Consider the following 15,737-nt stretch of genomic DNA (forward strand, 5'->3'; position numbering starts at 1 on the left):
CTCCCAACTGCTATCTGAAGAACTGAATTGAAGTTGTTTAGTTATTTGACCTTTAGATAGTACGAAAGTTCATTTTTGACGGTCAGCCGTGACGATTGAAAGACGTCAATGATCGCCACCCATCTCGCGCTGCAGAGTGCGCTTTTCAGGGGAGATATGCATTCCCACGCAGAGCGTGGGAACGAGTTGCTGGGCTTTTGCGACAGCCTCCTTCGAGGGTGTCGGGGAGGGTGTCAACATGGTCAAACGGTTATCATGTATCCAATGCGTCACTCATCGAATTCAGGTTCACGCTGTTCAAAAACTCTTCAGCAATTTTTGTCAGTTCATCGGATTTGAGCACCAGAGCGTTGCTGACGTTGAGTGCCTGCCGCAAGTAGTCATCCTTAATGGATTTCTCAAACAAGGGAGCGTGATTCGTTTCAGACATCATGGTATCCAGCTCTTCGGGTGAGGAGGGATCATGAGCGCCATAATTGCCTCTACTAAAATAGATATCCCAGAAGCTGGAATTGGCCCAACAATACGATAAACAACCCCCTTTCGAGTGTGTCAATTCGTACAGAAAATAACTGAAGGCCTGCGTAATTGCTTCCTTGCACTTGTCTTTTAAATTATCCACAAGTTTTTCCTCCTCCTCTGATATTTTATGGGACTCTGCAATGGATTTGTATTCGCTATTAAGCTCAGCCTCTTTTTGCTCAAGTAGATTGGTAATTGCCTCTGGAGTTAACAGGCGACCGGAAAGAAAAAGCGTCTTCATCTGATTTTGCGCATCATTCAGAAATTGCTTACGATGTTGGGTTTCTTCTTTTTTGAGCGCTTCATATTGATTGATTTTTTTCGATAACTGCTTCAAACCCGGGCTATTCTCCATTTTATGTTGGAGCAGGGCTTGGGTCTTTTCAGCAAATGCTGTGTCGTCCCAGAGAGGTTTCCCGATGACAATTACCGGACGGTGGTTCGCATGGCCCGAGATTAGCTGCTTAAATGCAGGGTTGTGCAACAGCATTCGTTCTATATCCGGAATGCCCTCAGGTTCGTCCGTCCAGGCTTCCTGTAAAGATGAATCGGCAATATTACGTTTAAGGAATGACGAACATCCATCATAACCCTGAGTGATGAAAAAGTCATAGTTATCACTTCTTACCCCTTGTAAGGTTTTATAATACAACTGCCATTCCTGACTATTTTTTTCCCTGGACAAGAACGCCTGATACCACTTTTTCTGGCAATGGGCGGCTTTAACCTTCAGTTCATCGACGTCTTCCAGACGCACCAATAGCTGATGAAGCTCACGGGGCAGCGAAAAGTTCTTCTTATCGATCGGCAGTGGGTCCAGCCAACCCGATTCCATGGCCTCACGGGCAAAGTGAATAACCGAAGGTTTGGTTAGGTCACTGTCTTCCAGTATTTTCACTATGGATCTGTGCCACTGGTGTGGGTTTGCTCCGGCCTGATCAATCATCTTTGAGTGGAGCGATCTGAGCGGTTCAGTGACCTGATCTTCATCGCTGTTGGATAATATCTGTTTTGCCGCCTCTGACATCGATTGATAAATATACCAACCGTCGTCAATCACATTAAGGTCCCATGGCTTCTCGAAATAGCTCAGTGCGTCTGTCCCCAGCAGCTCTATCAAGGAGACGCCCATGGAAAAGCCGGTTAAATCATTTCTCTCCCAGAGGTTCCTGATGATGTTGGAGAAACTCAGATTTGCTTCTGGCCAGGCACTGAGGTTATCAAGGTTTTTTTTCAGTTCCCCGAGGCTCATAACACAAGCCTTGGCCAGAGCTTGCTGGTGTGCTGAATCAGCACCTTTCAGGAGAGCTTTCAGATGTCCTTTAATCTTTCTTGAAACAGCGCCGGGATCTTCGACCTGCCTGGTGGGCTGGAAATTATAGGTGATTTTTGTCGTAACCCCGTTTGCCCCGCCCAGAGACACCGATTCCCAGGTTTGGCCTTTATTCAGGGAATACTCGGCAAAGCCGTGAGTGTAGTTTCTAACATACCGACATGGAATCCCGAAATAACGACAAAGAGCTACAAAAACAGCCGTACGATGACTACAGCGACCTTGCCGCTGTGTTACCAGGAATCGAAAGAAATTTTCATTTTCCTCTGGTCTGGCCTTACCGGAAAACTGTTTGCAATACTCCTTGATTGCCTTAATGCGTTGTTTCGTGTCATGGGCGTTCGCTATTTTCCGCAATGGCTCACGTATTTCGGATGGTTGTTGGTCAATGGCCGTAAACACTCCGTGCAGTACTTTTTTCATCCCTTCTGAACAGTGGGTGTCAAACCTTGTTGATGGTTCTCTCAGGGCTTCTTTAACCGATGATTTTTTGTCCGGTTCTCTGGTTTCTACGACATAAGCCACCTCAATTCTCTGGTTGGCTCTGGCCTCCGGAACGTACAGTGTGTGAAGTCCGGTATAGCCACCCCTGACCAGGGTAAATGCCATATCGCCTTCGATACGCAGGGCGACGATATGTTCGTCAGGCTTCAGGCTGGGCAATGCAAATTCGCCATTCTTCGATGACCATTTAAAAGTCGCCAGCGTTTGATTGCTGGCTAATGTCACTTCCTGATTATGTCCCGGCAACCTTTCAGGCATGAGAGTTTCAATCCTCTGCATCTGTTGATCACTGATCTCCAGCATTTCGATGTCACCCTCAGCGGTCACATTAATATCCTCTAACCAAAAGCGATACATATCGGAAGAAGTTTTCTCCGTGTCAAAAACTATATGGTCTTCATGATGTCTTGGCTCGCAGTTTTCATAGTCCGTGTCCCAGTTCAACGGTGAAACGTGTTTCCAGTAGACTGCCGGATCGTACTCTTCAGAATCGTCAACCCTATGGTTACGCTGACCACTCAACTGATTCCAAAACGCAGGCCACAATTGAACGACATCGGATTTCCATTTGCTTAACCACTGATCAGCCTTCTGAAGATAAGGCTGGGAAGCGGGTAATTTCAGCGTTTGTTCCTCTTCTTCCGTCAGAGGAAATACGCTATTGGCGTCAATACCAATCTGGTCAAAGGCATGAACAAACCAGCCTTGCTGCCAGTGTCGGTAAAGTGCCCGGGTGAGAACATCGTCCGACTGATCGGGGTTCAGGGGAAGGCCGGATGCCTTGCACCTGGCCTGGGCCACCCTCTTGATGATTTCCGTTTTCGCTTCCTCTTTATCCAGAAGCCTGTTAATACGAATTTCATGGCGTTTTTCATTAATGGTGTTGCGGTCACTTTGTCGTATCAACCAAGGACGATCAATGCCCGATACCGTTTGGTAAAACCATTCGCTCAGCTCAGGATCAAGCGCTCCTTTAGCCATGACAGGAGCCGATGATTCTGGCAGTTCCTCCAGCGAGATATTGGCGGCCATCAGGTAAAGCCGGTAGTGCTGTTTAAAGCATTGATGAACGGCTTTTTCGCTAAGGTCGCCACCTCGGTTGATAGCTCTGGCAACATTCTGTAAATCAAGGCTGGTGGGCTGCAACGGCAGCTTTTTGCCTTGCAGGTGAGCCCTTAAAAGACAATGTTTTTCTGTCAGCTTTTTAGCGACGAATGTCCCTTGTGAGGACTCTGGCAACACTTTTTCGGCAATGGTCTGTAATTCTGCCGGGTTGTACTGCCGGATCGGCAAATGTCGAAAACGCCCTTTCAGCGCCGGTGATAAGGGTTTTCGCCCGCTGTACTCAGGTGGATTGATGGTGGCGAACAGGTGGAAGCCGGGATGGGCGTCACCGGCCAGAATATCGTTTAACTCTCCTTCCAGATGTTGGCTGTCGATCAGATTCATTTCTGAAATCACCACGATGCCGCCTTTAATTTTTGCCGTCTGTATCTTTTCGCACAGTTTGTCCCAGGAACAATCACAGGCATTCAGGTAATAGACTTCCGGCATGGACTCACACCGTCGTTTAGCCTCCTCTCTGACAGTTTCAATCAACAGGTTCAGCGTCGCATCCTTGCCCCTTCCCGCCGGGCCTTCAATCAGTGTTGCCTGACGGCCGCCGTGTTTTTTGTCGTGATGATTAGCCTGCTGGCAGCGGCTTAAATCCTGCCCAAGCCGTTGCGCCAGTTCACGGACTGCCGATCCGGAGGTATCAAAGTCTGGTCGGATTTTTTCGCTGACTGTTCCGAATGTCTGCTGAATATCTGACAGGGTCTTGTTGCGAACGCTTTCGCTCAGAGTGTTCTTCAGGTCGTAACGGGCAGCAAACCAGATTTCCAGTGCTGACAGGGCATCCTGATGAGTTTCGGCGATTTCGGGACCCAGTACATCCCGAAAACTTTGCTGGATCAAACTGTTTATTTGCGCACAGGTCACACTGCCGCGTGCGGGCTGAGCACGATCCAGATACCAACCCACCCAACTGCAGATATCGGTTAAATCTCTGGGGGTAAACTCATGGTCGGGCAAGAGTTCCTGATAATATTGCCAGAGCGCCATCACACTTTTGCTGGCACTGTGTGCAATGTCGTTTATTTGATGCCGTTGTAAATGCTTGAGCAAAGCCGGCTCCACCACTCTGTCGCGAAGAAAAGCCTGGTCCAGTTTTGGGTAGTAAGCTCTGGGCAGTCTCTCCTTCAGTGCCGGGTCCATGTGGCGCCCGGCGTAATGATCCGGGTTGCCGGTGAGAATCACCCGGTGTTTTGGGCCGACCTTGACAGGATGACCATTCACGTAAATACAGGGCTCCGGTTCCCATAAGCCGTTCAATGATGCCAGTAATCCGGTTTTGGCCAGGTTGGCTTCATCCAGAACCAGGGTGACATAGTGTCCATCCTCGTTGGACGGAGTCTCGGCCCATTCCATCAACGCCCGGTTTTGCTGCACCATAGAGCGGTCGCCATCAGCGTGTTGTCGCCACTGCCAGCGTTTCATCAGGGTCTGTTCGCTGTCGGAAGGTCCAAGGGAAAGCACTGAAGCTTGTCCCGAAGCCTTCGCCAATTTGGCGGAAAAGTAACTTTTCCCGGTGCCGGTTTCTCCCTCAAGGAATATAACGGGAGAGTCTGTCAGCCGGTCATGGAGTCGGGATAAACGACGGCTTTCACGATCTTCCTGACTCATCTCGCCATAATAAAGATCCCTGGCCAGTGCAGACAGGGGCTCATCAGCGGAACCCGTCCATTTCAGTGATTCAGACAGGCGATGTTCTATGCGTTCAATGCCTTCTGCTTTAGAGTTTGCTGTTCTGGCTATGTGAAAACAATCGCTGGCCAGTTCGTGGATGGCATCGGATCGGGTCTGCTCTGAGTCCAAAGGTAACTGCCAGCCGCAAGCCAGTGCATCTTGCAGACGTTTAATCTGTCTTGCTGGCTCGATGGCTAAGGATTGCCAGGGCTTTGTTGCCGCCGGATCAACTGCCAACTGATACGCTATAGCATCTCGTTGTTTTTCAGGCGCGTGAGCCAGGATCATGGCACAGAGCCTGTCAATAGCTTCTTTTTCACCCCATTCTGGAAATGGACTTTTATAGGTCAGTTGTAATTCGCTACCTTTAAAGACTGCCGGATCAAAGGCTCGGGCCAGTGACCACAGATTCTGCTTCACAAACGTTCTATCCAACCGCGGGGCGCTATTGATGATGGCAGCTAACTGATCCGGGTCTACCGAGGCGGCTTGATCCCTGTCAGGTAACAAGTGCCAACAAGCCACTTTCATAAAATCCCGTACTGAAGGATTCTGCCGGGTGCCATGGGTGATGACACTATTGATGGCGTTGCGCCAGTGGCAGGGCAGGAGCTGAGGGGAGTGGTCAACCTGCTGTGCCCGCCGGGCAGCCACTATCAGGTTGTTCATCAACCCTGCCGTCATTTCTGGTAGCGGGTTACAAAGGTCGGCAGGTACGGTTTTAAACGCTTCGTAAAGTTTATGAAGCGCCTGTTCTGGCCGATCAGCCCAGGAGATATTATGCCTGACGGTACTGATACCCCAGAGACCGACTTCAGGACAGGCCTCACCGGTGGCAATCATCGAATGAAATACTGAAGATGGGCTTTTTGCAGACTCAGGCCAGAGTATTTTCATACGGGCTTTCGGGTAGGCCTGTAATTGGCCATTCACCAGCAGAGGTTGCCCGGCAAACAGAGGTTCCAGAAGTTGCTGAAGGGTTGGATTCGTTTCCAGCCCCCGGAATACCACCGGCCTGCCAGAAATCAATGCCTTCTGAAAGTCACTCTGACATCGTCCAAAATGCGCCTTTTGTTCCGAGGCGATATGGATATTATCAAATAGCTGGCTGAAGCGGGTCTGTTCATTGACCTGAATGACCAGACGTGTTTCCCAGTAACGATAAACCCAATAATTTGCCTCGTCAGGTTGCTGATAAATGAGGGTATTAATGTCAGTTTGAGCCCTGATTTTTTCCTCCAGGTGACGTTTACTGGCCAGAGAGTCTTCATCGTTTTCTGCCAATCTCAAGGCTTTCGGCTGTTGTTTTGAATGAGCTACCTGAAGTCGGGGCTCCAGGCCGGTGGTCTCGCGAATCGTCTGCAATGAACCCAGCAAACGAAACCAGAGAGCCTCAGTAAGGGGAGACGTCACGGTGACGGCAGCACCGGCCCGAACCTGTTCCAGCAGGGAGGTATTGGGTACTGCATGGCCTTCCGGGGCGATGGCAATCGGGCTCAGCCATTGGGCAATATTACTTTGGTTAATGATGATCGGGTTGCCGGGTGCCTGTTCTTTATCAGATTTTGTGACACCTTCTTGTTCACGAGGGTGGGACAGGCTTTGAAACAGTGAATGAAGCTCGTCATTCCCTACCGGCATCTGATAAAACTGAACATCGTCCGGTAACTGACAGATCTTGCCATTGCTCTCAAAGCACTGTTGCGCCAACATCTGTCGCATTGTCTGTTCAAAGGCCAGATCTTGCCAGTCGGCCCCTTTCAGAATCACCCGTTGTCCGCTTCTTAATGACTCAAGCCTGCCTGGGATATGCTGTATGCGTCCCTGTTTATTCACACCGGGGCCGCCCAGCAGCAACTGTCGCCAGTTGCTGTGCAAATGACAGTCAATAAGAAGGGTATTGTCGTCGTCCATTGCGCTTTCGGCTGAGGGGAGTTCAGCCAGTAGTGGAGGAACTTCGTCGATTTCCATCGCTGGGTCATTGCCGGTTTTTGCGTCGAACTGCCAGGTATTGTCCGGGCGATTAATTCGCCGCCAGAAGTCAGCCCCCGGTACGCCGGCCGCCGATGCGTCGTCAGGGCTGCCAACCGATCTCAACTGTTCAGGGTCTGCCAGCACCAACAGAGCAACATGCTTGCCCAGAGGCCGCTTCTCCTGGCTGACTTTGTCGTACAGACAGGGATTATCCGGGTCCAGCAGGTCGTTAAATCTGGGCAGATCTTCGCTGGTGAGATTTCGGATATCGATCACCAGGGTCAATGGCTGTGAACCTTCAAACAGTTTGCCCGGATAAAGGGTGTGGCGACCCTCTTCGGAAATGCTCAGTCGGCTCACCAGGTTAGCCTGTGAGAGTTCATCGGGATGGGAAATAAGGGTGACATCCCGACGTTCATCGCAGGTCTGGGCAACTAAAAGCTGACGAACCTCATTATCACGGGTGACAAAACGAAAATCGAAGGCATGAGGGTTTTTGTGGAGTGAGGAATCCGTTGCGGAAACGGTCCTCGCCCGGTCAGGTGACTTAATCCGGGGTGACGATACATTGAGTTTGGCAATGACATCGGAGCAGATCTCGACATCATTTTCTGGTAATTCCAGCCTTGGTTTTTTGGCGGGTACAACAGCGTCAGACGCGCCACTATCAAGAACCGATTTGTTTATTTCCCTGATCCGACCATCCATAGTCAATCTCCTTTCCTGATGTCCCTTGGAGGACTGTATTGAAATTACTTAATTATTTGACCTTGGGATGGGTTTAAAGTTCCATTTGGAGATCCCTATTGCGCTGAAGATTTGAGCCTTAATCCAGCATTGACGATCGTCGCCATAGCTAAGGCTATGATTCCTCACGCAGCCTTGTCTTAAGGTTCAAATCTCCATGCTCATCACGGGAGTTAGAAAGCACGATTGGTATTACCCGTAATCATTGAAGGAAGTCATTGATCTCGAAAAAATTCAACATGATCAAACGGTTATCAGGTATCCAATGCGTCACTCATCGAATTCAAATTCACACTGTTCAAAAACTCTTCGGCAATTTTTGTCAGCTCATCAGATCTGAGCACCAGAGCGTTACTGACGTTGAGTGTCTGCCGCAAGTAGTCATCCTTAATGGATTTCTCAAACAAGGGATCGTTTCTCGTTTGAGACATTATGGTATGCAGTTCTTCTGGTGAGGAGGGATCATGAGCGCCATAATTGCCTCTATGACGAAGATCTCCCCAGAGGCAGGAATTGGCCCAACAATACGATAAACACCCCCCTTTCGAGTGAGTCAATTCGTACAGAAAATAACTGAAGGCCTGCTTAATTTTTTTCTCGCACTGGTGTTTTAAATTATCAACAAGTTTTTTCTCCTCCTCTGATATTTCATGGGACTCTGCATTGGATTTGTAGTCTCTAAAGAGACTATTCTGTTTTTGCTCAACCAGATTCACTATTGCGTCTGGAGTTGATGGGCCACCGGAAAGAAAAAGTGTGTTCATCTGATTTTGCAAATCATTCAAAAATTGCTTAGCACGGAGGTTATTTTCTTTTTTGAGCGCCTCATATTGATTGATTTTTTTCGATAACTGCTTCAAGCCCGGGCTATTCTCCATTTTATGTTGAAGCAGGGCTCGGGTCTTTTCATACATTGCTGTGTCGTTCCAGAGAGGTTTCCCCATGACAATTACCGGACGGTGGTTCGCCTGGCCCGAGATTAGCTGCTTAAATGCAGGATTGTGCAACAGCATTCGTTCTATATTCGGAATGCCGTCAGGCTCTTCCGTCCAGGCTTCCTGTAAAGATGAATCGGCCATTTTACGTTTAAGGAATGACGAACATCCATCATGGCCCTGAGTGATGAAAACGCCATAGTTACCACTTCTTGCCCCTTGTAAGGTTTTATAATACGACTGCCATTCCTGACTATTTTTTTCCCTGGACAAGAACTCCTGATACCACTTTTTCTGGCAATGGGCGGCTCTAACCTTCAGTTCATCGACGTCTTCCAGACGCACCAATAGCTGATGAAGCTCACGGGGCAGTGAAGAGATGTACTCATTGATCGGCATTGGGTCCAGCCAACCCGATTCCATGGCTTCACGGGCGAAGTTAATGACCGAAGGTTTGGTTAAGTCACTGTCTTCCAGTATCTTCACTATTGATCTCAGCCACTGGTGAGGGTTTGCTCCGGCCCGATCAATCATTTTTGAGTGGATCGACCTGAGCGGTTCAGTGACCTGATCTTCATCACTGTTGGACAATATTTGTTTGACCGCCTCCGACATCGATTGATAAATATGCCATTCGTTGTCAGTCACATTATCGCGCCATGGCTTCTCGAAATAGCTCAGTGCGTCTGTCCCCAGCAACTCTATCAACGAGACGCCCATGAGAAAACCGGTTAAATCATTTCTCTCCCAGAGGTTCCTGATGATGTTGGAGAAACTCAGATTCGCTTCTGGCCAGGCAGTGTGCGTATCAAGGTTTTTTTTCAGTTCCCCGGGGCTCATAACACAAGCCTCAGCCAGAGCTTGCTGTTGTGTTGAATCAGCACCTTTCAAGAGGGCTTTCAGGTGTCCTTTAATCTTCCTTGAAACAGTGCCGGGATCATCAAGCTGGATGATGGGCTGGAAATTGTAGGTGATTTCTGTTTTCTTTGATTTTGACCCGCCCAAAGACACCGACTCCCAGGTTCGGCCTTTATCCAGGGAATACTCGGCAAAGCTGTGAATATAGTTTCTAACTTTCCGACATGGAATCCCGAAATATCGACAAAGGGCTACAAAAACAGCCGCACGATGACTACAGTCACCTTGCCGCTGTGTTACCAGGAATTGAAAGAAATTTTCTGTGCGCTTTGGTTTAGATTTACCGGAAAACTGTTTGCAATACTCAGTGATTGCCTCAATGCGTTGTTTCGTGCCATGGGCGTCTGCTATTTTCCGCAATGGCTCACGTATTTCGGATGGTTGTTCGTCAATGGCCGTAAACACTCCGTCCAGTACTTTTTTCATCCCTTCTGAACAGCGGGTGTCAAACCTTACTGATCGTTCTCTTCGGGCTTCTTTAACCGATGATTTTTTGTCCGGTTCTCTGGTTTCTACGACATAAGCCACCTCAATACTCTGGTTGGCTCTGGCCTCCGGAATATAGAGTGTGTGAAGCCCGGTATAGCCACCCCTGACAAGGGTAAATGCCAAATCGGATTCGATACGCAGGGCGACGATATGGTCGTTAGGCGTCAGGCTGGGCAATGCAAATTCGCCATTCTTCGATGGCCATTTAAAAGTCGCTAGTATTTGATTGCTGGCTAATGTGACTTCCTGTCCATACTCCGGCAACTTTGCAGGCATGAGGGTTTCAACCCTCTGTAGCTGTTGATCACTGATCTCTAACAGTTCGATGTCACCCTCAGCAGTCACATTAATATCATCTAACCAAACGCGATACATAGTGGAAGAAAGTTTCTTCGTAGCAAAAACTATATGGTCTTCATGATGTCTTGGCTCGCAGTTCTCATAGTTCGTGTTCCACTTCAATGTAAAAACATCTTTCCAGTGGACTGCCGGCTGGTATTCTTCAGCATAATCAACCCTGCGGTTCGGCTGAACACTTATCTGATTCCAAAACGCTGGCCACAATTGAACGACATCGGATTTCCATTTGCTTATGCGCTGATCAGCCTCCTGAAGATAAGGCTGGGAAGCGGGTGCTTTCAGCGTTTGTTCCTCTTCTTCCGTCAGGGGAAATACGCTATTGGCGTCAATGCCAGTCTGGTCAAACTCATGAACAAACCAGCTTTGCTGCCAGTGTCGGTAAAGTGCCCGGGTGAGAACATCGTCGGACTGATCCGGGTTCAGGGGAAGGCCGGATGCCTTCCATCTGGCCTGGGCCAGCCTCTTGATAACTTCTGTTTTGGCTTCCTCTTTATCCAGAAGGGTATTGACACGAATTTCATGGCGTTTTTCATTAATGCTGTTGTGATCACTTTGACGTATCAACCACGGACGATCAATGCTCGATACCGTTTCGTAGAACCATTGACTCAGCTCAGTTTCAAGCGCTCCTTTACCCATGACAGGAACCGATGATTCTGGCAGTTCCTCCAGCGAGATATTGGCGGCCATCAGGTAAAGCCGGTAGTACTGATTGAGGCATTGATGAAGTGCTTGTTCGCTAAAGTCGCCACCTCGGTTGATAGCCCTGGCAACATTCTGTAAATCGAGGCTGGTGGGCTGCAACGGCAGCTTTTTGCCTTGCAGGTGAGCCCTTAAAAGACAATGTTTTTCTGTCAGCTTTTTAGCGACGAATGTCCCTTGTGAGGACTGTGGCAACACTTTTTCGGCAATGGTCTGTAATTCTGTCAGGTTGTACTGCCGGATCGGCAAATGTCGAAAACGCCCTTTCAGCGCCGGTGATAAGGGTTTTCGCCCGCTGTACTCAGGTGGATTGATGGTGGCGAACAGGTGGAAGCCGGAATGGGCGTCACCGGCCAGAATATCGTTTAACTCTCCTTCCAGATGTTGGCTGTCGATCAGATTCATTTCTGAAATCACCACGATGCCGCCTTTAATTTTTGCCGTCTGTATCTTTTCGCACAGTTTGTCCCAGGAACAATCACAGGCATTCAGGTAATAGACTTCCGGCATGGACTCACACCGTCGTTTAGCCTCCTCTCTGACAGTCTCAATCAACAGGTTCAGCGTCGCATCCTTGCCCCTTCCAGCCGGTCCTTCAATCAGTGTTGCCTGACGGCCGCCGTGTTTTTTGTCGTGATGATTAGCCTGCTGGCAGCGGCTTAAATCCTGCCCAAGCTGTTGCGCCAGTTCACGGACTGCCGATCCGGAGGTATCAAAGTCTGGTCGGATTTTTTCGCTGACTGTTCCGAATGTCTGCTGAATATCTGACAGGGTCTTGTAACGAACTCTGTCGCTCAGGGTGTTCTCCGGTTGGTAACGGGCAGCAAACCAGATTTCCAGTGCCGACAGGGCATCCTGATGAGTTTCAGTGATTTCCGGCCCCAGTAGGTCCCGAAAACTATGTTGGATCAAACTGTTTATTTGCGCACAGGTCACACTGCCGCGTGCGGGCTGAGCACGATCCAGATACCAACCCACCCAACTGCAGATATCGGTTAAATCTCTGGGGGTAAACTCATGGTCGGGCAAGAGTTCCTGATAATATTGCCAGAGTGCCATCACACTTTTGCTGGCACTGTGTGCAATGTCGTTTATTTGCTGCTCCAGCAGATGCCGTTGTAAATGATTGGCCAGAGCGGGTTCCACTACCCTGTCCCGAAGGAATGCCTGATCCAGGCGGGGGTAGTAAGCTCTGGGCAGTTTCTCTTTCAGGGCCGGGTCCATTCGGCGCCCGGCGTAATGATCCGGGTTACCGGTGAGAATCACCCGGTGTTTTGGGCCGACCTTGACAGGATGACCATTCACGTAAATGCAGGGTTCTGGTTCCCACAAGCCGTTTAATGATGCCAGTAATCCGGTTTTGGCCAGGTTGGCCTCATCCAGAACCAGAGTGACATAGTGTCCATCCTCGTCGGATGGAGTGTTGGCCCATTTCATCAACGCCCGGTTTTGCTGAAACATAGAGCGGTCGCCATCGGCGTGTTGTTGCCACTGCCAGCGTTTCATCAGGGTTTGTTCGCTGTCAGATGGTCCAAGAGAAATGACCGCAGCCTGTCCTGAAGCCTTCGCCATTTTGGCGGAAAAGTAACTTTTCCCAGTGCCGGTTTCTCCCTGGAGGAAGATAACGGGAGAGTCCGCAAACCGGTCATGGAGTCGGGATAAGCGACGACTTTCACGATCGTTCTGACTTATCTCGCCGTGATAAAGATCCCGGGCCAGTGCTGACAAAGGCATATCAGCGGAGCTCTGCCATGCCAGTGATTCAGACAGTCGATGTTTTATGCGTTCAATGCCTTCTGCCTCAGAATTCGCTGGTCTGGCCATGCGAAAACAATCGCTGGCAAGGGCGAGGATGGCATCGGATCGGGTTTGCCCCAATGGCAGAGTTAACTGCCAGTCAGAAGCCAGTGCCGCGTGCAAACGCTTAATCTGTGCCGTTGGGCGGATGGCCAAACAGGGCGTTGCTGCTGCCGGATCGATTTCCAACTGATAGGCTATTGCCTCTCGATGTTCTTCAGGTGCATGGGCCATGATTATGGCACAGAGCTTGTCCAGAGCTTTTTCTTCAACCCATCCTTGAAACGGACTTTTATAGGACAGCTGTAATTCGGTACCTTTAAATACTGCCGGGTCAAAGGCTCTGGCCAGTGACCACAGGTTTTGTTCCACAAACGCTCTATCCAACGGCAAGGCACTATTAATAATGGCATTTAACCGATCGGGGTCTACCGAGGCGACTTGATTCTCATCCGGCGTCTTATCCGGAAACAAGTGCCAACAGGCCACTTTCATAAAATCCCGTACTGAAGGATTCTGCCGGGTGCCATGGGTGATGACACTATTGATGGCGTTGCGCCAGTGGCAGGGCAGGAGCTGAGGGGAGTGGTCAACCTGCTGTGCCCGCCGGGCAGCCACTATCAGGTTGTTCATCAACCCTGCCGTCATTTCTGGTAGCGGGTTACAAAGGTCGGCAGGTACGGTTTTAAACGCTTCGTAAAGTTTATGAAGCGCCTGTTCTGGCCGATCAGCCCAGGAGATATTATGCCTGACGGTACTGATACCCCAGAGACCGACTTCAGGACAGGTCTCACCGGTGGCAATCATCGAATGAAATACTGAAGATGGGCTTTTTGCAGACTCAGGCCAGAGTATTTTCATACGGGCTTTCGGGTAGGCCTGTAATTGGCCATTCACCAGCAGAGGTTGCCCGGCAAACAGAGGTTCCAGAAGTTGCTGAAGGGTTGGATTCGTTTCCAGCCCCCGGAATACCACCGGCCTGCCAGAAATCAATGCCTTCTGAAAGTCACTCTGACATCGTCCAAAATGCGCCTTTTGTTCCGAGGCGATATGGATATTATCAAATAGCTGGCTGAAGCGGGTCTGTTCATTGACCTGAATGACCAGACGTGTGTTCCGGTAACGATAAACCCAATAATTTGCCTCGTCAGGTTGCTGATAAATGAGGGTATTAATGTCAGTTTGAGCCCTGATTTTTTCCTCCAGGTGACATTTACTGGCCAGAGAGTCTTCATCGTTTTCTGCCAATCCCAAGGCTTTCGGCTGCTGTCTTGAATGAGCTACCTGAAGTCGGGGCTCCAGGCCGGTGGTCTCGCGAATCGTCTGCAATGAACCCAGCAAACGAAACCAGAGAGCCTCAGTAAGGGGAGACGTCACGGTGACGGCACCACCGGCCCGAACCTGTTCCAGCAGGGAGGTATTGGGTACTGCATGGCCTTCCGGGGCGATGGCAATCGGGCTCAGCCATTGGGCAATATTACTTTGGTTAATGATGATCGGGTTGCCAGGTGCCTGTTCTTTATCAGATTTTGTGACACCCTCTTGTTCACGAGGGTGGGACAGGCTTTGAAACAGTGAATGAAGCTCGTCATTCCCTACCGGCATCTGATAAAACTGAACAGCGTCCGGTAACTGACAGATCTTGCCATTGCTCTCAAAGCACTGTTGCGCCAACATCTGTCGTATTGTCTGTTCAAAGGCCAGATCTTGCCAGTCGGCCCCTTTCAGAATCACCCGTTGTCCGCTTCTTAATGACTCAAGCCTGCCGGGGATATGCTGTATGCGTCCCTGTTTATTCACGCCGGGGCCGCCCAGCAGCAACTGCCGCCAGTTGTTGTGCAAATGACAGTCAATAAGAAGGGTATTGTCGTCGTCCATTGCGCTTTCGGCATAAGGGAGTTCAGCCAGTAGCGGAGGAACTTCGTCGATTTCCATTGATGGGTCATCGACGGTTTTTGCGTCGAACTGCCAGGTATTGTCCGGGCGATTAATTCGCCGCCAGAAGTCAGCCCCCGGTACGCCGACCGCCGATGCGTCGTCAGGGCTGCCAACCGATCTCAACTGTTCAGGGTCTGCCAGCACCAGCAGAGCAACATGCTTGCCCAGAGGCCGCTTCTCCTGGCTGACTTTGTCGTACAGACAGGGATTATCCGGGTCCAGCAGGTCGTTAAATCTGGGCAGATCCTCGCTGGTGAGATTTCGGATATCGATCACCAGGGTCAATGGCTGTGAACCTTCAAACAGTTTGCCCGGATAAAGGGTGTGGCGACCCCCTTCGGAAATACTCAGCCGGCTCACCAGGTTAGCCTGTGAGAGTTCATCGGGATGGGAAATAAGGGTGACATCCCGACGTTCATCGCAGGTCTGGGCAACTAAAATCTGACGAACCTCATTATCACGGGTGACAAAACGGAAATCGAAGGCATGAGGGTTTTTGTGGAGTGAGGAATCCGTTGCGGAAACGGTCCTCGCCCGGTCAGGTGACTTAATCCGGGGTGACGATACATTGAGTTTGGCAATGACATCGGAGCAGATCTCGACATCATTTTCTGGTAATTCCAGCCTTGGTTTTTTGGCTGGTACGATAGCGTCAGACGCACCACTATCAAGAACCGATTTGTTTATTTCCCTGATCCGACCATCCATAGTCAAACTCCTTTCCTGATGTC

2 protein-coding genes are annotated in these 15,737 nt (G+C 49.8%); both read right to left on the bottom strand.

Features of this window, described 5'->3' with window-relative positions; genetic code table 11:
- Positions 1–253: 253 nt before the first annotated feature.
- Complete coding sequence (locus tag ACOMHB_RS22750; protein ID WP_448218335.1) at positions 254–7,828, bottom strand: AAA family ATPase; 7,575 nt, start codon at positions 7,826–7,828, stop codon at positions 254–256.
- A 293-nt stretch (positions 7,829–8,121) separates the two neighbouring features.
- Complete coding sequence (locus tag ACOMHB_RS22755) at positions 8,122–15,714, bottom strand: AAA family ATPase (protein ID WP_448218336.1); 7,593 nt, start codon at positions 15,712–15,714, stop codon at positions 8,122–8,124.
- Between the last annotated feature and the right edge of the window lie 23 nt (positions 15,715–15,737).

This window comes from Endozoicomonas sp. 2B-B, assembly GCF_053470045.1.